The sequence below is a fragment of the Kitasatospora sp. NPDC058046 genome, from assembly GCF_042885595.1.
GTDB lineage: Bacteria > Actinomycetota > Actinomycetes > Streptomycetales > Streptomycetaceae > Kitasatospora.
In genome coordinates this window covers 818002-839921 of the sequence record NZ_JBHVRS010000001.1, presented here as the reverse complement: position 1 = coordinate 839921, position 21920 = coordinate 818002, and the positions used below count along the sequence as shown (strand labels likewise).

Here is a 21920-nt window from a genome sequence, read left to right as displayed (position 1 = left end):
GCCCGCGTCCGCCGCGCCCCCGCCCCCCGTCATCCCCTGATCCGCCACAGTCCGAAAAGGAGCACAGCCATGCACATCCTCATGATCGAGTGCAACCCGAACGGGATCGCCGGTATCGCGAACGCCCTGGAACTGGGCCACGACGTCACCCTGGTCTCGGTCGACCCCGACTTCTACCTCAGCGTCTCGCCGCTGACCGAGGCCGCCTACGCCCACCCGAACTGCCAGGTCGTCAAGAGCGAGCAGGCCTTCTCCCTCGACGAGCTGACCGACCTGGCGCGGCGGCTGCACGAGGCCAAGCCGATCCACGGCGTCACCACGTACAGCGAGTACCACACCGTGCACACCGCCGCCGTCGCCGAGGCGCTCGGCCTGCCCGGCATGAGCGTCGACGGCGCCCGCAACGCCCGGCACAAGCACCTGACCCGCACCACCCTGGCCGGCACCGGCATCCGCCAGCCGCGCTTCGCGGTGGCCACCGACCCGGCCGAGGTGGAGGCCGCCGTCCGCGAGGTCGGCTTCCCCTGCGTGGCCAAGCCCTCCGACGGCACCGCCAGCCTCCACGTCCTGCACCTCAAGGACGAGGCGGACCTGCGCGAGTACCTCGCCGAGCTGGCCCAGGTCGCCGACTACGGGCGCGGCGTCGTGCGCATCCCGGAGATCGTCATCGAGGAGTTCGTCACCGGCGAGCTGATCTCCGTCGAGTCCTGCGTGCTCGCCGGGGGAGAGGTGGTCAACCTCGGCCTGACCGACCGCTCGCTCAGCGGGTTCCCGTACTTCATCGAGATGGGCCTCACCTACTTCAGCGGCCACCCGCTCCAGGAGGAGCTGTTCGCCGCCACCACCGCCGTGCTGAACGGGCTCGGCGTGGACTTCGGCTTCATCCACACCGAGTGGCTGCTCGGCCCGGACGGCCCGGTGCTGTGCGAGGTCAACGGCCGCCTGGCCGGCGGGATCGTGCCGACCCTGATGGAGATCACCTCCGGCGTGGACCCGTACCTGGAGGTCATCCGCCAGGCCCTCGGCGAGCGGCCCGAGCTGGCCTTCCCCCGCGAGACCACGGCCAGCGGCCACTGGTTCGGCTCCCCGGTCGCCGGGACGGTCGAGGCGATCGGCTTCGACGCCCTCACCGACCTGCCCGGCTTCCACAGCGCCCTCGGCTACAAGAAGCCCGGCACGGCCGTGAACCGGCTGTCCCGCAGCAACTTCGACTGGATCGGCCACATCATCTTCACCGGCGGCGACCGGGACGAGGCCGCCAAGCGCTGCCAGGACGGCCTGGACCGCATCGACCTGCGCCTGTCGGTCGAGGTGGCCCGGTGAGCGCGGCCACCCCCGAGCAGCGGCGGCCCGCCGTACTGTCGGGCGTGGCCGTCCCCGCCCTGGACGCCGAGGCGCTGTTCGACGTGACCGTCGAGGACGGGGTCTTCACCCGGATCGAGCCCTCGGGCACCCGTCGCGGCGACGAGCCGGAGCTGTGGCCCGGCTACACCGAGACCCACGCCCACATCGCCCTGCCCGCCAACTTCGACGACACCGCCGAGGACCCGCGGATCATCGCCCTCCAGTACCTCTACCACGGCGTCACCCACGTGGTGGACATGTTCGGCTACCCGATGGTGGCCGACGCCTGGGAGGCCGGCCGGGCCGCTTCGGACCTGCCGTACCCCGAACTGGTCCACTGCGGCTACGCGGTGACGGCGATGACCAACGCGGCGGGCCTCTCCGGCCACGGCGTGGAGTTCCCGACCCCGGTGTACATGCTCGCGGTCGAGGCCGACCTCGACCAGGCGCTGCGCAACAACGCCGAGCGCGGCGCGACCTTCCTCAAGGTCATGTTCACCGACGGCACCGAGCAGCCGGGCTCCAAGGTGCGCTTCTCCCGGCTGTCGGAGCGGGTGCTGCGGTTCACCGCGCGGATCGCCGCCGAGCGCGGCATCACCGCGGTGATCGACTGCAACACGCTGGAGGAGACCCGCTGGGCCTACGACTGCGGCTTCCGGCTCTTCGCCCACACCGTCCGCGACCGCACCCTCGGCGACGCCGAGTGGAAGGACCTGGCCGGCGCCCGGTTCGTCTCCACCCTCTCCGGGCTGCGCCCGATGGTCATGACGGCCGACGACTTCCTCGCCGCGTACGGCCGCGAGGGCTTCGCCGAGACCCAGGACGTCCGCAACCTGGACGCCGTCCGCGGCCTGGAGCAGCCGTACGGGATCACCTACGGCCTCCAGGAGACCCGCACCGGCGCGCTGGGCGACATGCGCCGCAACGCGCTGGCCGCGCTGCGCGAGGGCAACCTGCTGGTCGGCACCGACTCGGGCAACACCGGTGCCTACCACGGCTACTCCCTGCTCGGCGAGCTCGACCTGCTGCGCGGGGACGACCCCTCGCTCGCCGACGCGCTGCGCCACCAGGCCACCGTCGGCGGCCGGCGCTACTTCGACGAGCTGCGCGGCGAGTCCGGCGCCGCCCACCCGATCAGCGTCGGGGCACCGGCCACCTACAACCTGCACGCGCCGGGCCGGCCGCTCTCCGCGCTGCCCACCGCCACCGTCGTGCGGGGGACACCGATCGACCGCGAGGCGGTCGCCCGGGCCATCGCCGGGCTCCGCGCCGCCGCGGCGGCCGGCACGACGACGCACGACACGAAGGAGGGGGCGGCCCTGTGACCGTCGACCGCAAGCGGGCGCTGATCGGCGTCAACGCCGGCATCCTGCTCGCCAACACCGGCAGCTACATCTGGTTCCCCGTGCTGGTGGCCTCGCTCGGCGGGGTGGACAGCGGCTTCTGGGCCGGCGTCGTGATGGCCATGACGTACGTCGGGCGGCTGCTCGCCACCTTCTTCTACGAGGGCGTGGCGCTGCGCATCGGCATCCGCGGTGCGGTCTTCCTCGGTACCGCCCTGGAGGCGGTGGCGCTGGGCCTGATGGGCTTCGGCACCGGGGTGCTGGTCTACGCCGTGCTCGCCTTCTTCATCGGCTTCGGCTCCGGCACCTCCTTCCCCGGCCTGAAGAACGTCCTCGCCTCCTACCCCGACGACGAGCGCCCCAAGGCCTTCTCGACCTTCCAGATGGCCGGTCAGGTGGGCGTGTTCGGCGGCGCCATGCTGGGCGCCGTGCTCGCCGACGTCGAGCTGCGCACCCTGTTCTCGGTGGTGTTCGCGATCTTCCTCGCGTTCTGCCTGGCGGCCTCGTCCTTCATCCCCCGGGACGGCTTCCAGCCCCCGGCGCCGGTGGAGCCCGGGGCCGGGGCGGCGGCCCGCAAGCCGCTGTTCTCCACCGCGGTGTTCAAGGGCATCGACATCCGGGGCGCCACCCGCTACTTCCTGCTGTCGGCGGTGTTCTGGTTCCTGTCGATCGGCTTCATCGTCGGCATCCCGCTGCACATGGAGCGGTACGTGCCGCAGTGGGCGCCGTCCTCGCCGTTCTGGATCACCGGGCTGAGCATCCTGGTGCTCCAGTACCCGGTGTTCAAGTTCCTGATCGGCCGGTTCAGCCCGGCCGTGGTGATGGCGATCGGCCTCACCGGCATGACGGTGGCGTTCACCGCCCTCGGCGCGGGGCGCGGCGCGGCCTGGGTGGTGGTCGGGGCGCTGACGGTGGTGCTGGGCGAGATCCTCTTCGTGCCGTCCTTCGACATGTGGATCGCCCGCAAGGTCCCCGAGCGCCAACTCGCCAAGGCGATGGGGGCGATGCACTTCTTCCGCAGCGCCGGGAACATGGCCGGCTCGGTGCTCGCCGGTGTGCTGTTCGACCTGTCGCGCTCCGCCGGGGTGCCCGGCGCGAACTGGTACGTCGACGCGGTGGTGGCCGCCGGCTGCGCGGTGGTCTGCCTGGTGGGCCGGGCGGAGGGCACCGAGACCGCGGCGGCCCAGGAGGCGGAGGCGGGCAGCTCGGACGCCGTGGGCGCCGCGTCCGCCTGACAGAACCCGAGCGGTCGCGCGTCGCGGGGCCGCGGACGGAACGAGAGAGAAAGAGACAGGAAAGAGCAGATGGCAGACATTTGCGTCATCGGCGGGACCCGCTACTTCGGCAAGCTGCTGGTGCGCCGGCTGCTGGCGGCCGGCCACCGCGTCACCCTCGTCACCCGCGGCCGGACCCCGGACCCGTTCGGGGACTCCGTCCGACGGCTGCGCGCGGACGTCAACCGTCCCGGCGAGCTGGCCGAGGCGGTCGCCGGGGAGCGGTTCGACGCCGTGGTGCACCAGATGTGCTACACCCCCAACGCCGCCGTGGAGGCCTGCGAGGCCTTCGGGGACCGGGCCGGGAAGCTGGTGCTGACCAGCACCATCGAGGTCTACAACCGGGACACCTTCCGCGGGCCGGTCGCCGCACCGGAGTTCGGCGCGCTCGCCCGCGAGGAGGAGCTCGACCCGGCCGGCTACCCGTACGACCTCACCCTGCCCTGGCAGGACGACGACTACCTGGAGGCCAACTACGGCGAGGGCAAGCGCCAGGCCGAGGCCGCGGTGACCGACCGCGCCCGGGTGCCGGTGCTGCTGGCCCGGGTGGCCCACGTGCTGGCCGAGGAGGGCGACTTCACCGGCCGCTACCGCTTCCACGTCGACCGGATCCGGGACGGGCGGCCGATCGTGGCCCACGCCGGGCCGGGCCGAACCTCGCTGGTGCGGGCCGAGGACGCGGCCGGCTTCCTCGCCTGGGCGGCCGTGAACGAGGTGACCGGAGCGGTCAACGTGGCCTCCCCGGACACCGCCGACGTCTACGATGTCGTTGCCTCGGTGGAGGGGGCGACCGGGCTGACGGCCCAGGTCATCGAGAAGGAGGACCCGGCGGGCGACCCCGACCTGTCCCCGTTCTCCTGCCCGGCCGACTTCGCGATGTCGGCCGACCGGGCCGCCTCGCTCGGCTACCGGTTCACCCCCATCGCCGAGTGGCTGCCCGCGCTCGGCCGGGCCGCCGCCGCCGACACCGATCCCACCACCGCCAAGGAGCAGTGATGTTCGACCTCATCGTCATCGTCAGGGTCACCGAGCCGGACGGCGTCCCGGCGGTCGCCGACGCCCTGGCCCGGATGCGGCCGCTGTGCCTCGCCGAGGACGGCTGCGTCAGCTGGGAGGCGTACCACTCGCAGGACGACCCGGGCCGCTTCGTCCTGGTGGAGCGCTGGGCGACCCGGGAGGCCTGGGAGGCGCACGACGGCGGCGACGCGATCCAGAAGGTCTACATCCCGGACATCCTGCCGCGGGTCGAGCGCGAGGTGCACCCCAGCGTTCCGGTCTCCGTGAGCGCCGGCTGAGCGCCGGCTGAGCGCGCCGGCTGAGTGCACCGGCCGCGCCGGAGAACGACCGTGGGCCCCGGCCCGCCCCTGGTTTCCAGGAGCGGGCCGGGGCCCACGGCCTCTACCGCGTACGGCTGTCGCGGCGCGGTCGGTGCGGCGTACGGCGGCCCGTCAGATCCGGTCGCAGGCCTGCGCCCGCAGCGCGCGGGCCAGGTCGTCCCGGCGCTCCAGCACCAGGCGGCGCAGCGCCGGCGCGGCCTGCGGGTGCCCGGCCAGCCAGCCGTCGGCCTCGGCCAGGGTCTGCTCGGAGGCCTGGGCGAGCGGGAAGAAGCCGCCGACGATCCGGATCGCGATCTCGATGGTCCGGTCGGCCCAGACCCGCTCCAGCAGCTTGAAGTACGGCGCCGCGTAGAGGGCCGTCAGGTCGCGCTGGGAGGGGATCGAGAAGCCCCCGGTGTTGGCCTCGACCAGGGCGCTCGGCAGCTCGTCCGAGTCGATGACGGCCGACCAGGCGGCGGCCTTGGCCTCCGCGGTGGGCCGGGCGGCCAGGCACTGGGTGTGGTGCCGCTTGCCGCTCGCGGTGTTGTCGGCGGCCAGCTCGGCGTCGAGCTCCTCGTCGGCGGCCTGGCCGGCCGCGGCCAGCGCCAGCCACAGCGACCAGCGCAGGTCCTGGTCGACCTCCAGGCCGTCGATCCGGGCGCTGCCGGACAGCAGGCCGCGGACCAGGCCGAGGTGCTCGGCGCCGCCCGCGGTCTGGGCGAGGAAGCGGGCCCAGGCCAGCTGGTGGTCGCTGCCGGGGACGGCCTCGCGCAGCTCGCGCAGGGCGCCGTCGGCGAGCAGCCGGCCGCCCTCGCCGCGCCAGGCCGGGTCGGCGTACAGGTCGACGGCGGTCTTGGCCTGGGCGTGCAGCGACTGGAGCACGCCGATGTTGCCCTCCTGGCCGGCGAAGCGCAGCACCAGGGCGACGTAGTCGCGGGCCGGCATCAGGCCGTCCCGGGTGAGGTTCCAGACCGCGGACCAGGTCAGCGCCCGGGCCAGCTCGTCGCGGATCTCGCCGAGGCCGGCCCGCAGGGTCTCCAGCGACTCCTCGTCGAAGCGGATCTTGCAGTAGGTCAGGTCGTCGTCGTTGAGCAGCACCAGCGCCGGGCGGGGCAGGCCGGCGGCCTCGGTGACGACGGTCCGGGCGCCGGTGACGTCCAGCTCGATCCGCCCGGTGCGCACCAGGGCGCCGTCCGCGTCCCGGTCGTACAGGCCGACCGCGATCCGGTGCGGGCGCAGCACGTCGCCGTCCTGGAGCACGGCCAGCTCGGTGATCCGGCCCTCGGCGTCGGTGGTGACCTGCGGGGTGAGCGCGTTGACCCCGGAGGTCTGCAGCCAGGCGGCGGCCCAGGCCTTGAGGTCGCGGCCGCTGGTCTCCTCCAGCACCTCCAGCAGGTCGCCCAGCTCGGTGTTGCCGAAGGCGTGGCGCTTGAAGTAGCGGCGGGCGCCCTCGAAGAACGCCTCCGAACCGACGTACGCCACCAGCTGCTTGAGGACGGAGGCGCCCTTGGCGTAGGTGATGCCGTCGAAGTTGAGCTTGGCGTCCTCCAGGTCCCGGATGTCCGCGGTGATCGGGTGGGTGGTGGGGAACTGGTCCTGCCGGTAGGCCCAGGCCTTGCGCTGGTTGGCGAAGGTGACCCAGGCCGAGGAGTAGCGGGTGCGGGCGCCGATCAGGCCGTAGGAGCCCATGAAGTCGGCGAAGGACTCCTTCAGCCACAGGTCGTCCCACCAGCGCATGGTGACCAGGTCGCCGAACCACATGTGCGCCATCTCGTGCAGGATGACGTTGGCCCGGGCCTCGTACGCGGCGTCGGTGACCTTCGAGCGGAAGACGTACTCCTCGCGGAAGGTGACGCAGCCGGGGTTCTCCATCGCGCCGATGTTGTACTCGGGGACGAAGGCCTGGTCGTACTTGCCGAAGGGGTACGGGTAGTCGAACTGCTCGTGGAAGAAGTCGAGTCCGAGCTTGGTGACGCCGAGGATCTCGTCCGCGTCGAAGTACGGGGCCAGCGACTTGCGGCACATCGCGGAGAGCGGGATCTCCAGTGCGGTGCCGTCGGCCAGTTCGCGGCGGTAGTGGTCGCGGGCGACGTGGTACGGGCCGGCGACGACGGCGGTGAGGTAGGTGGAGATCGGCCTGGTCGGCGCGAACTCCCAGGTGCGGGCGCCGTCCTGCTCGGTGACGTCCTCGTGCGGGGCGTTGGAGCGCACGTCCCAGGCGGCCGGGGCGGTCACGGTGAAGGTGAACGGGGCCTTCAGGTCGGGCTGCTCGAAGTTCGCGAACACCCGGCGGGCGTCGGCCGGCTCGTAGTGGGTGTAGAGGTAGGTCTCGCCGTCCACCGGGTCGACGAAGCGGTGCAGGCCCTCGCCGGTGCGGCTGTAGGCGCAGTCCGCCTCGACGGTCAGCACGTTCTCGGCGGCCAGGCCGTCGACGTGCACCCGGGCGCCGTCGTAGGCGGTGGCCGGGTCGAGGGCGCGGCCGTTGAGGGTGACCGAGCGGACGGCGGGGGCGAGCAGGTTGAGGAAGGTGTCCGCACCGGGCTGGGAGCAGCGGAAGGTGACGGTGGTGGTGGAGCGGAAGGTGCCGGCCTCCCGGTCCGGGGCCGAGGTCACGTCCAGCCGGACCTGGTAGCCGTCCACGGCCAGGATGCTGGCCCGCTGCTGCGCCTCGTCGCGGCTGAGGTTCTTGCCCGGCACGGCGGTACTCCTTTGTCCGGCTCGCACGGTGGTGCGCCTGTGGGTGGTGCGGTCTCGGCGCGGGGTGTGCCCCGCGCACGCGGGGTCATCCTTTCACGCCCCGCGGCGTCAGTACCATTGCACAGGCCGCCGCGTTCGCACCGGAATCAGCGGTGCGGGGCGGGTGTTGGCGTTCCCGGGGCGGAACTCCTCCGTGTCCCGGACCACCTCACGAAGGGCACCCGCAGTGACGACTGCCGCTGAGCGCAAGACCGCCGACTTCTGGTTCGACCCGGCCTGTCCGTGGGCGTGGATGACCTCCCGCTGGCTGATCGAGGTCCAGCAGGTGCGTCCGGTCGACGTGCGCTGGCACGTGATGAGCCTGTCGGTGCTCAACGAGCACCGGGACCTCCCGGAGAACTACCGGGAGCTGCTGGACAACGCCTGGGGCGCGGTGCGGGTCTGCGTCGCCGCCGCCGAGCAGCACGGGCCGGAGGTGCTCGGCCGGCTCTACACGGAGCTGGGCGTGCGCTTCCACAACCAGGGCCTGCCGCAGAACCGGGAGACCGTCGAGGCCGCCCTGGTGGCCGCGGGCCTGCCCGCCGAGCTGGCCAGCGCGGCCGACACGGACGCGTACGACGAGGCCCTGCGCGCCTCGCACCAGGAGGGCATCACCCTGGTCGGCGAGGACGTCGGCACCCCGGTGATCGCGGTCGAGGGCGCGGACGGCGAGCGGGTGGCCTTCTTCGGCCCGGTGGTCACCCCCGCCCCGAAGGGCGAGGCCGCGGCCCGGCTGTGGGACGGCACCCTGCTGGTGGCCTCCACCCCGGGCTTCTACGAGATCAAGCGCACCCGTACGGCCGGCCCGTCCTTCGAGTAACGGCGCCGGACACGCGGCAGGGCCCGGTACCGCTCGGTACCGGGCCCTGCCGCGTGCGCGGGGAGGTCAGCGGAGCGCGGCGGCGTCCCGGCGCTGCTTGAGCAGCCCGGCGACGGTGAGCGCCGCGACCAGCACGCCGGCCGCGTACAGCTGCTGGCGGTTGCCCTCGGTGGTGGTCATCAGGGCGAGGATGCCGGCCACGGCGGCCATCGCGATCCAGGTCAGGTACGGGTAGCCCCACATCTTCACGGTGAGCAGCTCGGGGGCCTCGCGCTCCAGTCGGCGGCGCATCCGCAGCTGGACCACGCAGATGAACAGCCAGACCACCAGGATCGCCACGCCGGTGGTGTTCATCAGCCAGGTGAACACGGTGTCCGGCCAGAACTTGGCGGCCAGCACGGCGCCGAAGCCGAACAGACAGGAGGCCAGGACGGCTCTGCGCGGCACCCCGCCGCCGACCTTGGCCAGCGCCTTGGGGCCCTGGCCGCGGCCGACCAGCGAGTACGCCATCCGGGAGGCGCCGTAGATGTTGGCGTTCATCGCGGACAGCAGCGCGACCAGCACCACCACCTGCATGATCAGTCCGGCGGCGGGCACCCCGAGGTGGCTCAGCACGGTGACGTACGGGCCGTCCGCGACGACCTTCGGGTCCTTCCAGGAGACCAGGGTGACCACCAGGGCCATCGAGCCGATGTAGAAGATCGCGATCCGCCACACCGCGGTGCGCACGGCGTTGGCGACGTTCTTCTTGGGGTCGTCGGACTCGGCGGCGGCGATGGTCACGGTCTCCAGACCGCCGTACGCGAAGACCGAGGCGAGCAGGCCGACGATCAGCCCGCTGACGCCGTTGGGCAGGAAGCCGCCCTCGCCGGTGAGGTTGTGCGCGCCGGGGGCGCCGGGGCCGATCACCCCGGCGATGCCGAGCCCGCCGAGGACCAGGAAGGCGATGATCGCGGTGATCTTGATGGCGGCGAACCAGAACTCGAACTCGCCGAAGTTCTTCACCGCGGTGAGGTTGCTGGCGCAGAAGAAGGCCATGAACAGGGCGACCCAGACCCAGGCGGAGACGCCGGGTATCCAGCCGTTGACGATCTTCCCGGCGGCGGTGGCCTCGGCGGCGACGCCGCAGCAGAGCATCACCCAGTACATCCAGCCGGCCGTGATCCCGGCCCAGGGGCCGATCTCCTTCTCGGCGTGCACCGAGAACGAGCCGGAGGCGGGGCGGGCGGCGGACATCTCACCGAGCATCCGCATGATCAGCATGACCAGGAGGCCGGAGAGCACGAACGCCAGGATGATCGCCGGGCCGGCGGCCGCGATGCCGGCGCCGGAGCCGACGAAGAGGCCGGCGCCGATCACGCCACCGAGGGCGATCATGGACAGGTGGCGCTGCTTCAGGCCGTGGGTGAGCTGCTGGCCACCCGGCGCCGGGGCCGCGGCCGGTCGGGTGCCGTCGGGGGTCCCGGGCGCCGTAGGGGCGGAAGTGGGGGCCATAGGGGTGGTTCCAGACTGTGCGGTATGCGACATGAGCTGTCCAATATCCGGCGCCGCCGCTGTCCATGCCAAAGATGATCGGTTCGGGCCCAGTATGCGGACCATGCCGAAACCCAAAGTGATCATGTTGTGACCAGGGGTTGTCCGGAGTCGGTTCCGACAACGCCCGAGGGCGGGGGTTTGTCCGAAACCGTGCCGTTCGCCCAGTGGATCACCGCGTAGGTTCACAGGTGTTCACTCACCTGGACTCTCACGGAGGAGCCCCGATGGCCACTGCCACCACCCCGATACCGCGCCGCGCCGTCCTCGCCGACCTGCTGCCCGCCGCCTCCACCCGCCTCGGCGCCCAGGCCCGCGACCTGGCCCTGGTGGCCGGCGGCGCCGCGCTGACCGGCGTGGCCGCCCAGCTGTCGGTCAACGTCCCCGGCTCGCCGGTCCCGGTCACCGGCCAGACCTTCGCCGCCCTGCTGGTCGGCACCGCGCTCGGCACCCGCCGCGGCGCCGCCTCGCTGGTGCTGTACCTGCTGGCCGGCATGGCGGGCCTGCCCTGGTTCACCGGCGGCGCCACCGGCTGGGCGTTCCCGACCTTCGGCTACGTGCTCGGCTTCGTCGTCGCCGCCGCCCTGACCGGCGCGCTGGCCCGCCGCGGCGCCGACCGCACCCCGGTCAACACCGCCGTCACCATGGTCCTCGGCAGCCTCGCCATCTACGCGGTCGGCGTCCCGTACCTCGCCCTGTCGCTGCACGTCCCGCTCGCCCGCGCCGCCGAGCTCGGCCTCTACCCGTACCTGGTCGGCGACGCCCTCAAGGCCGCCCTCGCCGCCGGCGCCCTGCCGCTGGCCTGGAAGCTGCTCGGCCGGCGCTGACCACCCCCGCCGCGCCGACCGCTCCCCGTCGGCGCCCCCGTTGTCGGGCCCGGGCGCACGCGCATGCCACACTCATGGCATGCGCGTGTACCTGGGCTCAGACCATGCCGGATACGAACTGAAGAACCACCTCGTGGAGTGGCTCAAGGGGGCCGGCCACGAGCCGGTCGACTGCGGGCCGCACATCTACGACGCCGAGGACGACTACCCGCCGTTCTGCCTGCGCGCCGCCGAGCGCACCGCCGCCGACGAGGACGCCCTGGGCATCGTCATCGGCGGCTCGGGCAACGGCGAGGCGATCGCCGCCAACAAGGTCAAGGGCGTCCGGGCCGCGCTGGCCTGGAGCGCGCAGACCGCCGAGCTCGGCCGTCAGCACAACAACGCCAACGTGATCTCCATCGGCGGCCGCATGCACACGGTCGAGGAGGCCACCGGCTTCGTCGAGGTCTTCCTCAAGACCCCCTACAGCGGCGAGGCCCGGCACACCCGCCGGATCGAGATGCTGAGCGAGTACGAGACCACCGGCGAGCTCCCGCCGATCCCGGCCCACCACCCGCAGGGCTGATCCCGCCACCCACCCTCTCCGGCGGCCGGCCGCACGCTCCCGTGCGACCGGCCGCCGCCGTCTCCGGGCCCCCGGAAGCGCGTGACGCGCCCGGAACGGCCCCGCGCCGCCTGTGGGATCGGCCACAGGCCCCCGCGCGCCGGAACCCCCGCGCGCGGGGCGCACGCGCCGCCCGCACGGTTCGTACGCCCAACCCGCGCAGGCCTCCTGACGGCACGCCCGCAACCGTTCCGATCGGCCGAAACCCGGTGGACGCCCCGCACTCCGGCGCCACCGCCCGCCCCCGTCCCGTCGACGCCGGGCGGTGCCCGTGGATAGGGTCGGACCCCATGGCTGGCAGAGCGCCGGGCACACCGCCCCAGACGACTGCGACGAGGCCCGGCGCCGCCCCGGCGTCCGAGTCCGTGACGGCCCGGTTGCGCAAGAGGCTCCGCCGGGTCCGCCGAAGGCTGCGCACGGCCGGGGTGGACTACTTCCGCGGCGGCGCCGCCGACTGGCCGGTGCTCTGCGCGCTCGCCCTGCTCGTCCCGCTGCTGATCATGCTCAACATCTGGATCCCCGGCTGGGCCCCGCCCACCTCCCTGGTCCTGCCGATCCTGGCCGGCGCCCTGCTGCTGCGCCCCGGCAGCCTGGTGGTGCTCTACGCGCTGGCCGCCCTCGGCCTCTCCTCCGAGTCCGTGATCCACACCGGCCAGCGGGTCGCCAGCAACAACCCCGAGGCGTACCTCTACGGGGTGACCCCGGGCGCGGCCCTGGTGGTCGGCGCCGCCGGCGTGGGCGGCCTGCTGCTCGCCCAGTTCCGGGCCCGGGTCGGCGTGCCCTGGTGGGGCGGCTCCACCATGCTGTTCGACTTGCGCGAGCGGCTGCGGGTGCAGAGCCGGGTGCCCGAGCTGCCGGACGGCTGGCACGCGGACATGGCGCTGCGCCCGGCCGGCGGCCAGTCCTTCTCCGGCGACTTCGTGGTCGCCGCGCGCACCGGCCCCGGCCAGCGGCTGCTGGAGGTGGTCCTCGCGGACGTCTCCGGCAAGGGCATGGACGCCGGCTCCCGCGCCCTGCTGCTCTCCGGCGCCTTCGGCGGCCTGGTCGGCTCGCTGCCCGCGCACGACTTCCTGCCCGCCGCCAACGGCTACCTGCTGCGCCAGTCCTGGGAGGAGGGCTTCGCCACCGCCGTCCACCTGGTGCTGGACCTGGACACCGGCGAGTACGAGCTGCTCTCGGCCGGGCACCTGCCGGGCATGCAGCGGCTGGCCGGGGAGGGGCGCTGGGAGGTGAAGCAGGCCGAGGGCCCGCTGCTGGGGATCTACGACGGCGCCAAGTTCGAGGGCGTGCGCGGCCGGCTGAACCGGGGCGACGTGCTGATGCTGTGCACCGACGGCATGGTCGAGGCGCCGGGCCGGGACCTCGGGGAGGGCATGGACCGGTTGATGGGGGAGGCGGACCGGCTGGTGCCCGGCGGCGGACCCGGCACGGGCGCGGGCGCCGCGGGCGCGCTGATCGAGACGGTCGCCCGGGACATCAACGACGACCGCGCCGTGCTGCTGCTCTGGCGCGACTGACGCCCGCCGACGCCCGCCCGGCCCCCGTCGCCGGGGCACATGCCGGAGGCAGCCGCGGCTGTCAAGCCTGGCAGCTGATCTTCAGCCAAATCGGACGCCCCGTCGACTGACCGGACCACTGGCTTCCGTTACCCGCCCCCGACGGTTTCCCGGCCGCTCAGCACGGCCCCGCCGACGATTCGTCAGGACGGCTCCGCTATCGTCCCGGTCGGCGGAAACTCGTCTCGCATCGCAGGATATCGGCGTTGGGCTGACTTTCAGACCTTTACGCAATCGGCACGGTCGACCACACTGAGTCCGGGCGGGACTGTTCAGGATTCGGGGGATAGGGGGCGTCACGTGCGGCACGACAGACAGCGGTCGACCGCGGGCTCCCTCACCGGCGGTGTGCCGGACGGTCCGCGATTCCGCCTCGGGACCGTCGGACAGGCCGGGGTCCGGCTTTCGCAGGTGCCGCCGGGCGGCGGCACCACGCTATGAAAACGAGGAAGTGAGTCCGGGTGGCACTCTCCGTCTCCGCACTGGTCCTGTTCGCGATCCTGTGCATCATCTTCATCCGCAACAAGCAGATGAAGATCCCGCACGCGATCGTCGCCGCCCTGTTCGGCTTCATGCTGCACGAGACCACGGTCGCGACCTCCATCAACTCCCTGCTGGCCAACCTCGCGCACAGCATCTCCGGCATCACCGGAGGCTGATCCGGCCGGGCCGTCCGCACCCCCGCCGCGGGGCTACCGGCCGGCCCGTCTGGCTTCCCGCCAGCGAGCGAACAGTCCCCGGGGGCGCGCGGCCGCCGGGGCCGGGACACGCATCGGTGCGGGTGCCACGGCACCCGCCGACGTGTGCTGCCCCGACGCCGCCGGCTCGGCCGTCAGCAGGACGAACAGCCGGGCCCAGCACAGCCGTTCACCCCGCGGCCAGTCCAGCGCGCGCAGCGCCGCCGAGGCCGCCTCCGACACCTCGCCGCCCACCCGGACCTCGGCGACGTCGTCCCCCGCCTTGCCGCCCAAGAAGAGCTTGACGCCCACCGGCCCGGTCCCGGTCAACTCCGCGCGCAGCGCGGGCGCGAGCGCCGGCAGCACCCGGTGCTCGGCCAGCCAGCCCGCCAGGTGCTCGTTGCCGAAGCCGAACACCGCGGCCGGCCCCTGCACCGCCCGCCAGCCCGGGAGTTCGGGCAGGGCCGGGCGGTCGGCGTGCACCCCGCGGCCCTCCGCGAACTCGACCAGCACCGGGGCGGTGGTGGTCGCCCACATCTTCACCGCGTTGGCGAGCTTCTCCTCCTCGGTCTTGCCGAGGCCGGCCGCGCAGTCCCACACCACCGGGGCGTCCGCCCGGCCCAGGTGCAGCACGAAGCCGAGGTCCACGTGCCCGGCGCCGTCGTCCCCGGGGTGCTCGCGGACCGCCACCGCCGTGGTGCCGGGGCCGCGGACCACCTCGCCGTCCGGGCGGAACACCTGGCCCAGCCGCGCCATCTCGCGGACCACACAGCGCTGTATGACGGCCAGCCGCTCCTGAGGACCCACCGGGACTCCTCCACCTCGGGAGCGCGCGGATGAGGTCGCGCTCGAACTCCGCTCGAACGCCGCCGAGGCTATCGGCCTGGCAGCCCACCGGGAAACCGTGCGGACCCCGCGGCCCTCCGGTCGCGGAAATGTCCGGCATGCCCCATTTTGGGCAGCGGAACCTGAAGGCCGTCCGCCCGGAGGACCCGCATGCCCCGCAGTACCGCCCCGCCCCCGCCCGTCCTCCTCGCCCCCGGTCCGCCGCCGTTCGGCCCCGCGGACTCCGGACTGGTCGCCGAGATCGAGGCCTACCTCGCCTCGCTGCCCGCCCCCGCGCGCACCCCGGTGCCGTACGTCTGCCCGTACGGCAGCACCACGCGGCCCTGGCAGGCCGGCCACCCCGAGCCCCGGGCCACCCTGCTCGACCGGGCGCTGGGCCGGCCCGCCCGGCCCGTCCCGGTCGCCGCGGCCGACCACCTCAGGCTCGCCTCCCGCTACATCGGGGCGCACGGCTGGCTCCAGGGCGCGATGTGGGACGAGGCCGGCCGGGTCTGCCTGCTCGGCGCGCAGGCCGCCGTCCTGGCGCACGGCTACGGCACCCCGGCCACCGTGCGCACCGCCCGGGTCCAGCTGATGGAGGTGCTGCACGCCACCGGCCGCCCGGCGCGCTCCCCGGACGAGTACAACGACCGCCCGACCACCCGGGAGGGCGACGTCCACCAGCTGCTGGACCGGGCCGCCGCCCGGGCCGCCCGGCTCGGGCTCTGAGGCCCCGCGATGCCTCCGGGTGGCCCCGCGACGCCTCCGGGGGTTTCCGGGCGGGAAAACGTCGACGGCCCCGGTGTGCTGGGCACACCGGGGCCGGACCGGAGAGCGGGCGACGAGAATCGAACTCGCGTGACTAGTTTGGAAGACTAGGGCTCTACCATTGAGCTACGCCCGCACGACCTTCCCAGCCGTCACCGGCCGGAAGTTCGGGGGACAGCCTACCTGGTCCGGCCGCCCGCGTGCACACCGGATCGCGCACACCCCCTGCGCGCCCGCGCGGTATATCCCGCGTCGCGCCCGGGCGGATTTTGTCGGCGAGCCGCCCAGGCCCGGCGTGTACGCTTCCTCTCGGCACCACGGGGTGTGGCGCAGTTTGGTAGCGCGTCCGCTTTGGGAGCGGAAGGCCGTCGGTTCGAATCCGGTCACCCCGACAGTGCGGCAGGGTCTCGTCCGTAGGGGCGGGGCCCTGTTCTGTCTCGGCGCTCCCGGACGGCGGTACGGTGGCGCCTGGCGTCCGCCTTTGGTGGTACCGGTAGGATGGGGCGCTGGCGGTAGTCCCTGTGGCGTCAACCCAGGTCAACCGCACGAGGGCGAGGAGTCAAGCTCACCGTCCACCCCACGGGAGATGCAGCTCCAACCGCCCATCGCCCGTCTCGTCCGACCCCCCTTCCGGCTCCGTCCGGACGACGGGGACGGGCGGAGACAACCTGACCGCAAGCCCCTAGGAGACCTAACCGTGAAGAGCGCCGTCGAGACTCTGAACCCGACCCGGGTTCGACTCACCGTCGAGGTGCCCTTCGAGGAGCTCAAGCCCAGCCTCGACGCGGCGTACAAGAAGATCAACCAGCAGGTCTCGGTCCCGGGCTTCCGCAAGGGCAAGATCCCGAACCGGGTCATCGACCAGCGCTTCGGCCGTGGCGCCGTGCTGGAGGAGGCCGTCAACGACGCCCTGCCGCGCTTCTACACGCAGGCCGTCGACGAGGGCAAGATCGAGGTCCTCGGACAGCCCGACATCACCAACATCGAGGGTGTCGAGAAGATCGCCGATGGCGGCGACCTGAAGTTCACCGCCGAGGTGGACGTTCGTCCCGAGGTCACCCTGCCGGAGTTCTCCTCCATCGAGGTGACCGTCGACCCGATCGCCGTCTCCGACGAGGACATCGAGAAGTCGCTGGAGCAGCTGCGCGAGCGCTTCTCCTCGGTCAAGGACGTCGAGCGCGCCGCCGCCGCCGGTGACATCGTGGTCGTCGACCTGGTGGCCAAGGTCGACGGCGAGGTGCCGGAGGACGGCACCGCCAACGGCGTCAGCTACGAGATCGGCTCGGGCCGTCTGATCGACGGCATCGACGAGGCCGTCATCGGCCTGTCGGCCGGCGAGGAGAAGACCTTCGAGACCGAGCTCAAGGGTGGCACCCAGGCGGGCAAGACCTCCGAGGTCTCCGTCACCGTCACCGCCGTCCAGGAGAAGGAGCTGCCCGAGCTGGACGACGAGTTCGCCCAGCTGGCCAGCGAGTTCGACACCCTGGAGGACCTGCGCGCCGACTCCCGCAAGCGCCTGGAGCGCATGAAGGAGTACGACCAGGCCACCCAGGCCCAGGAGAAGGTCCTGGACGCGCTGCTCGCGCTGGTTGAGATCGAGTACCCCGAGAAGCTTCTCAAGGACGAGGTCGAGACCCGCAAGCACAACGTGGAGCACCACCAGCTCCAGCCGATGGGCCTCACCATCGACGCGTACCTGGAGACCCAGGGCAAGACCCGCGAGGAGTGGGACGCGGAGATCGAGGAGCAGGCGAAGAAGGGCATCAAGACCCAGTTCGTCCTGGACCAGATCGTCGCCAACGAGGAGCTGGGTGTTAACCAGGAGGAGCTCACCGAGCACCTCATCCGCCGCGCCGCCGGCTCGGGCCTGACCCCGGACCAGTTCGCGCAGCAGGTCGTCCAGGGCGGCCAGGTTCCGCTGCTGGTCGGCGAGGTCGCCCGCGGCAAGGCGCTGGCCACCGTGGTCGAGGCCGCCAAGGTCGTCGACACCGAGGGCAACGAGGTCAACTTCGACGACGAGGACGAGACGGCCGAGACCGTCGAGGCCGCCGCCGAGGAGACCGCCGCCGAGGAGAAGACCGAGGCCTGAGTGCCCCGGTAGCCCCTTCCGGCCGCAGCGGGCCCGGACGCCGTACGGTGTCCGGGCCCGCTGTCGTCCGGCCCGGCGGCCGCCGCGACCCTGCGCTCACAGCGAACAGTTCTGCGTGAGGGATTCTGCGGCCGGGCCTGCGCGTTAGGGTCCTTGGACAGCAACAATCACGACGTGATACCCGGAAGCTGTGCGACACCGCGACGGCCGTGGAGCGACCGTCCAAATCGACTGAGCAGGTGGCTAAGTGACGTTCCCGCAGATGCAGATGCCTGGCCCGATGGCACCGCACGCCGCCGCTGGTGACGTGCTCGGCGGCCTTGGCGACCAGGTCTACAACCGGTTGCTCAACGAGCGGATCATCTTCCTCGGCCAGGCGGTGGACGACGACATCGCCAACAAGATCACCGCGCAGCTGCTGCTGCTGGCCGCGGACCCGGAGAAGGACATCTTCCTCTACATCAACTCCCCGGGCGGCTCGATCTCGGCCGGCATGGCGATCTACGACACCATGCAGTACATCAAGAACGACGTCGTCACCATCGCGATGGGCATGGCGGCCTCGATGGGCCAGTTCCTGCTCACCGCGGGCGCCCCGGGCAAGCGCTTCTCGCTGCCGAACTCCACGATCCTGATGCACCAGCCCTCCGCGGGCCTCGGCGGTTCCGCCACCGACATCCGGATCCAGGCCGAGCAGCTGCTCCGCACCAAGAAGCGGATGTCCGAGCTGATCGCGCACCACAGCGGCCAGTCCTTCGAGCAGATCACCGCCGACTCCGACCGCGACCGCTGGTTCACCCCGGAGGAGGCCCTGGAGTACGGCCTCATCGACGCGATCATGCACAGCGCCGCGGACGTCCCCGGCGGCGGCGGCACGGGCGCTGCCTGAGCCTCGGCCCGGCCCGCGACACCACAGCCCCAACGCCTCGGAGGACAAGGACCCCCATGAACATCCCCAGCCTGTCGGCCGCCCAGGCCCGCGTCGAGGACATGCGCGCCGAGGGCCGCTACATCGTCCCGCGCTTCGTCGAGCGCACCACGCAGGGCATCCGCGAGTACGACCCGTACGCCAAGCTGTTCGAGGAGCGCATCATCTTCCTCGGCTCGCAGGTCGACGACGTCTCGGCGAACGACATCATGGCGCAGCTGCTGTGCCTGGAGTCGATGGACCCGGACCGCGAGATCCAGATGTACATCAACTCGCCCGGCGGCTCGTTCACGGCCCTGACGGCCATCTACGACACCATGCAGTACGTGAAGCCGGACATCACCACGGTCTGCATGGGCCAGGCGGCCTCCGCCGCGGCCGTGCTGCTCGCGGCCGGCACCCCCGGCAAGCGGATGGCGCTGCCGAACGCCCGGATCCTCATCCACCAGCCGTACACCGAGACCGGCCGCGGCCAGGTGTCCGACCTGGAGATCCAGGCCAAGGAGATCTTCCGGATGCGCGAGCAGCTGGAGGAGATGCTGTCCAAGCACTCCAACCGGACGGCGGAGCAGGTGCGCGAGGACATCGAGCGCGACAAGATCCTGACCGCCGAGGAGGCCGCCGAGTACGGCCTGATCGACCAGATCATCTCCACCCGCAAGACCTCGCTGACCTCCTGAGGTCGGCTCCCTCCGGCCCGCGAGCGGGTCGGAGGGGCCCGTCGGGGCGGGGTGCGCACACGGGTGCGCACCCCGCCCCGGCCCATCGGCGGGCCCGTGCGACGGCATCTGTTCGGTATCAATTCGCCCAGGGCGTAGGGCAGACCTGGCGAAGAGGACGGAATCACGGGCCCGGCAGAGTACCGTCGGATAGCGAGACCGAGCGCCGTCGGCGTTGACGGTCCACAGCACCAGGCCCCGGAACCCCTGCGGGGCCCCTGGCGAAGGGGAAGCACCTCGTGGCACGCATCGGAGACGGTGGCGACCTGCTCAAGTGCTCGTTCTGCGGCAAGTCGCAGAAGCAGGTGAAGAAGCTGATCGCCGGCCCAGGCGTGTACATCTGCGACGAGTGCATCGACCTGTGCAACGAGATCATCGAGGAGGAACTCGCCGAGACCTCCGAGGTGCGCTTCGAGGAGCTCCCGAAGCCGCGCGAGATCTACGAGTTCCTGGACCAGTACGTGGTCGGCCAGGACCTCGCCAAGAAGGCGCTGTCGGTCGCCGTCTACAACCACTACAAGCGGGTCCAGGCGGGTGAGGCGGGCCGCAGCGGGGGCAACGGCCGCGAGGACGCCATCGAGCTGGCCAAGTCCAACATCCTGCTGCTGGGCCCCACCGGCTCCGGCAAGACGCTGCTGGCGCAGACCCTGGCCCGGATGCTGAACGTGCCGTTCGCGATCGCGGACGCCACCGCGCTGACCGAGGCCGGCTACGTCGGCGAGGACGTCGAGAACATCCTGCTCAAGCTGATCCAGGCGGCCGACTACGACGTCAAGAAGGCCGAGACCGGGATCATCTACATCGACGAGATCGACAAGGTCGCGCGCAAGAGCGAGAACCCGTCGATCACCCGGGACGTCTCCGGCGAGGGCGTGCAGCAGGCCCTGCTGAAGATCCTGGAGGGCACCACCGCGTCGGTGCCGCCGCAGGGGGGCCGCAAGCACCCCCACCAGGAGTTCATCCAGATCGACACCACGAACGTGCTGTTCATCGTCGGCGGCGCGTTCGCCGGCCTGGAGCGGATCATCGAGGGCCGCGCGGGTGCCAAGGGCATCGGCTTCGGCGCCAACATCCGCTCCAAGCGGGAGTCGGACGCCAGCGACCACTTCCGCCAGGTGATGCCCGAGGACCTGGTGAAGTTCGGCATGATCCCCGAGTTCATCGGCCGTCTGCCGGTGATCACCAGCGTGCACAACCTGGACCGCGAGGCGCTGCTCCAGATCCTCACCGAGCCGCGCAACGCGCTGGTCAAGCAGTACCGCAAGCTGTTCGAACTGGACGGCGTGGAGCTGGAGTTCTCCCGGGACGCGCTGGAGGCGATCGCCGACCAGGCGATCCTGCGCGGCACCGGCGCGCGCGGGCTGCGGGCCATCATGGAGGAGGTGCTGATGTCCGTGATGTACGAGGTCCCCTCGCGCCAGGACGTCGCCCGCGTGGTGGTCACCGGGGACGTCGTCTCCAAGCACGCCATCCCCACCCTGGTGCCGCGCGACATGATCAAGCGCGAGCGCCGGGAGAAGAGCGCCTGACCCGAGGCCGACGCCACGAGGAGGGGCCCCGCACCGGATCCGGTGCGGGGCCCCTCCTCGTGGCGTGCGCGCTACTTGGCGACGACCATGGCGTCGCGGATCGCCCTGGTCTGGTCGGCCGCCTGGGTCAGGGTGGTCTCCTGGCCGCCGGTGAGCTGGCCGTGGCTGTTCACGTTCATCCTGCTGAAGGTGACCCGGCCGGTGGTGGACCTGTCCGCCCACACGCAGACCGTCGGACCGGGCTTGCCCGCGATCCCGGCCACGCCGCAGGAGAGCTTCGCGGAGGAGTTCCTGGAGTCGCGGGCCGGGAAGTCGGTCAGCGGGGTGGTCCAGGTGACGTCGTCGTCGCCGGTGCTCTTCTTGGCGTCCGCGATGATCTTCCCGGGGTCGTTGAGCTTCCCGTAGACGCCGAGCACCGAGAAGGTGTCGAGGTCGGTGCCCCGGCTGTAGCTGGCCGCGATCACGTGGAGGTCCTTGCCGAAGTCCGCCGCCTCCGGCTTGTTCGGGTCGACGGCCTTGTCCTCGGCCGACTTCTGGGAGTAGCCGTCCGGGATGGTGTCCGGGGCGGACATCCGGTACCGGCCGCCCTGGTCGCTCCCGCCGAGGAACTTCCAGGCGGCGAAGCCGCCGCCGCCCAGCAGCAGGGCGCCGACCACCAGCCCGATCACCAGGCCGCCCCTGCCCTTGCGCTGCTGCGGCTGCTGGGGGTAGCCCGGCTGGCCGTACGGGGCCTGCGGAGGCACGCCGTACGGCTGCTGCGGGGGCTGGCCGTACTGCGGTTGGCCGTACGGGGGCTGCGGCTGGGGCTGGCCGTACTGCGGCCGGCCGTACGCGGGCGGGGGCGGGGGCGCGCCGTACGGCTGCTGCGGCGGCGGGCCGTACGGCGGCTGACCCCCGTACGGCTGCGGCTGTCCCTGCGGGTACTGCTGTCCCTGGCCGTACATCTGCGTCCGTGCTCCCCCGCCGCACCCGCGGCCTGTCGTCTGTCCGGTCGTCCGTGCCCGTCCGGTCCACCGGACGAGTGCCCGGGCA

19 protein-coding genes and 2 tRNA genes are annotated in these 21920 nt (G+C 72.3%); 16 read left to right on the top strand and 5 right to left on the bottom strand.

Features of this window, described 5'->3' with window-relative positions; all coding sequences use genetic code 11:
• The first annotated feature begins 69 nt into the window (after nucleotides 1–69).
• The 5 genes from ACFVU7_RS03835 to ACFVU7_RS03815 all read left to right on the top strand — a co-directional run bounded on the left by ACFVU7_RS03835 (nucleotide 70) and on the right by ACFVU7_RS03815 (nucleotide 5256).
• Entirely contained in the window at nucleotides 70–1323 is a 1254-nt protein-coding gene (locus ACFVU7_RS03835) for an ATP-grasp domain-containing protein (protein ID WP_049648966.1), read from the top strand.
• Nucleotides 1320–2669 (top strand): hydrolase, encoded by a 1350-nt coding sequence (locus ACFVU7_RS03830; protein WP_388044121.1) that lies wholly within the window; start codon nucleotides 1320–1322, stop codon nucleotides 2667–2669. The genes ACFVU7_RS03835 and ACFVU7_RS03830 overlap by 4 nt, the downstream gene beginning before the upstream one ends.
• The gene (locus tag ACFVU7_RS03825; RefSeq protein WP_375877233.1) at nucleotides 2666–3922 is read left to right on the top strand and encodes an MFS transporter; all 1257 of its coding nucleotides are present in this window, start codon (nucleotides 2666–2668) and stop codon (nucleotides 3920–3922) included. The genes ACFVU7_RS03830 and ACFVU7_RS03825 overlap by 4 nt, the downstream gene beginning before the upstream one ends.
• A gap of 69 nt (nucleotides 3923–3991) precedes the next feature.
• Nucleotides 3992–4957 carry an NAD-dependent epimerase/dehydratase family protein gene (locus ACFVU7_RS03820; RefSeq protein ID WP_049648964.1) on the top strand — a complete coding sequence of 322 codons (966 nt, stop codon included), beginning with the start codon at nucleotides 3992–3994 and terminating at the stop codon, nucleotides 4955–4957.
• Nucleotides 4957–5256 (top strand): putative quinol monooxygenase, encoded by a 300-nt coding sequence (locus ACFVU7_RS03815; RefSeq protein WP_049648963.1) that lies wholly within the window; start codon nucleotides 4957–4959, stop codon nucleotides 5254–5256. The genes ACFVU7_RS03820 and ACFVU7_RS03815 overlap by 1 nt, the downstream gene beginning before the upstream one ends.
• Nucleotides 5257–5409: 153 nt before the next feature.
• Here the strand turns inward: ACFVU7_RS03815 and pepN are convergent, their stop codons facing one another.
• Complete coding sequence (gene pepN / locus ACFVU7_RS03810; RefSeq protein WP_388044119.1) at nucleotides 5410–7974, bottom strand: aminopeptidase N; 2565 nt, start codon at nucleotides 7972–7974, stop codon at nucleotides 5410–5412.
• Nucleotides 7975–8200: 226 nt separating this feature from the next.
• Between pepN and ACFVU7_RS03805 the strand changes: the two genes are divergently transcribed.
• Nucleotides 8201–8833 carry a DsbA family protein gene (locus ACFVU7_RS03805; protein WP_388044117.1) on the top strand — a complete coding sequence of 211 codons (633 nt, stop codon included), beginning with the start codon at nucleotides 8201–8203 and terminating at the stop codon, nucleotides 8831–8833.
• A gap of 66 nt (nucleotides 8834–8899) precedes the next feature.
• On the opposite strand, the gene ACFVU7_RS03800 is transcribed toward ACFVU7_RS03805, so the two are convergent.
• Nucleotides 8900–10327, bottom strand: a complete 1428-nt coding sequence (locus ACFVU7_RS03800) for an amino acid permease (protein ID WP_387827178.1) — start codon at nucleotides 10325–10327, stop codon at nucleotides 8900–8902.
• Nucleotides 10328–10593: 266 nt separating this feature from the next.
• Between ACFVU7_RS03800 and ACFVU7_RS03795 the strand changes: the two genes are divergently transcribed.
• The 4 genes from ACFVU7_RS03795 to ACFVU7_RS03780 all read left to right on the top strand — a co-directional run bounded on the left by ACFVU7_RS03795 (nucleotide 10594) and on the right by ACFVU7_RS03780 (nucleotide 14012).
• Complete coding sequence (locus tag ACFVU7_RS03795) at nucleotides 10594–11193, top strand: biotin transporter BioY (RefSeq protein ID WP_074000683.1); 600 nt, start codon at nucleotides 10594–10596, stop codon at nucleotides 11191–11193.
• A 79-nt stretch (nucleotides 11194–11272) separates the two neighbouring features.
• Nucleotides 11273–11758, top strand: coding sequence for a ribose-5-phosphate isomerase (locus ACFVU7_RS03790; RefSeq protein WP_049648958.1), 486 nt, complete (start codon nucleotides 11273–11275; stop codon nucleotides 11756–11758).
• A gap of 329 nt (nucleotides 11759–12087) precedes the next feature.
• Nucleotides 12088–13314, top strand: a complete 1227-nt coding sequence (locus tag ACFVU7_RS03785) for a PP2C family protein-serine/threonine phosphatase (RefSeq protein ID WP_079271718.1) — start codon at nucleotides 12088–12090, stop codon at nucleotides 13312–13314.
• 500 nt (nucleotides 13315–13814) lie between these two features.
• The gene (locus ACFVU7_RS03780; RefSeq protein WP_049648957.1) at nucleotides 13815–14012 is read left to right on the top strand and encodes a hypothetical protein; all 198 of its coding nucleotides are present in this window, start codon (nucleotides 13815–13817) and stop codon (nucleotides 14010–14012) included.
• A 33-nt stretch (nucleotides 14013–14045) separates the two neighbouring features.
• Here ACFVU7_RS03780 and ACFVU7_RS03775 read toward each other — a convergent pair whose 3' ends face one another.
• A complete protein-coding gene (locus ACFVU7_RS03775) occupies nucleotides 14046–14837 on the bottom strand; it encodes a DUF6348 family protein (RefSeq protein ID WP_143204453.1) in 792 nt (263 codons plus the stop codon).
• A 189-nt stretch (nucleotides 14838–15026) separates the two neighbouring features.
• Between ACFVU7_RS03775 and ACFVU7_RS03770 the strand changes: the two genes are divergently transcribed.
• On the top strand, nucleotides 15027–15584 hold the full coding sequence (locus tag ACFVU7_RS03770) for a hypothetical protein (RefSeq protein ID WP_388044115.1): 558 nt from the start codon (nucleotides 15027–15029) through the stop codon (nucleotides 15582–15584).
• Between the two features lie 104 nt (nucleotides 15585–15688).
• Here the strand turns inward: ACFVU7_RS03770 and ACFVU7_RS03765 are convergent.
• A tRNA-Gly gene (locus ACFVU7_RS03765) sits at nucleotides 15689–15759 on the bottom strand.
• Between the two features lie 182 nt (nucleotides 15760–15941).
• Here ACFVU7_RS03765 and ACFVU7_RS03760 point away from each other — a divergent pair.
• The 5 genes from ACFVU7_RS03760 (at nucleotide 15942) to clpX (ending at nucleotide 20888) form a co-directional block, all read left to right on the top strand.
• Nucleotides 15942–16015, top strand: a tRNA-Pro gene (locus tag ACFVU7_RS03760).
• 305 nt (nucleotides 16016–16320) lie between these two features.
• Nucleotides 16321–17712, top strand: a complete 1392-nt coding sequence (gene tig, locus ACFVU7_RS03755) for a trigger factor (protein ID WP_049648954.1) — start codon at nucleotides 16321–16323, stop codon at nucleotides 17710–17712.
• 268 nt (nucleotides 17713–17980) lie between these two features.
• Nucleotides 17981–18601: an ATP-dependent Clp protease proteolytic subunit gene (locus ACFVU7_RS03750; protein ID WP_049648988.1), complete on the top strand. Its 621-nt coding sequence runs from the start codon at nucleotides 17981–17983 to the stop codon at nucleotides 18599–18601.
• 56 nt (nucleotides 18602–18657) lie between these two features.
• Entirely contained in the window at nucleotides 18658–19320 is a 663-nt protein-coding gene (locus ACFVU7_RS03745) for an ATP-dependent Clp protease proteolytic subunit (protein WP_049648953.1), read from the top strand.
• A gap of 278 nt (nucleotides 19321–19598) precedes the next feature.
• Nucleotides 19599–20888, top strand: coding sequence for an ATP-dependent Clp protease ATP-binding subunit ClpX (gene clpX, locus ACFVU7_RS03740; protein ID WP_045696864.1), 1290 nt, complete (start codon nucleotides 19599–19601; stop codon nucleotides 20886–20888).
• A 71-nt stretch (nucleotides 20889–20959) separates the two neighbouring features.
• On the opposite strand, the gene ACFVU7_RS03735 is transcribed toward clpX, so the two are convergent.
• Entirely contained in the window at nucleotides 20960–21832 is an 873-nt protein-coding gene (locus ACFVU7_RS03735; RefSeq protein ID WP_388044113.1) for a hypothetical protein, read from the bottom strand.
• Nucleotides 21833–21920: the final 88 nt, after the last annotated feature.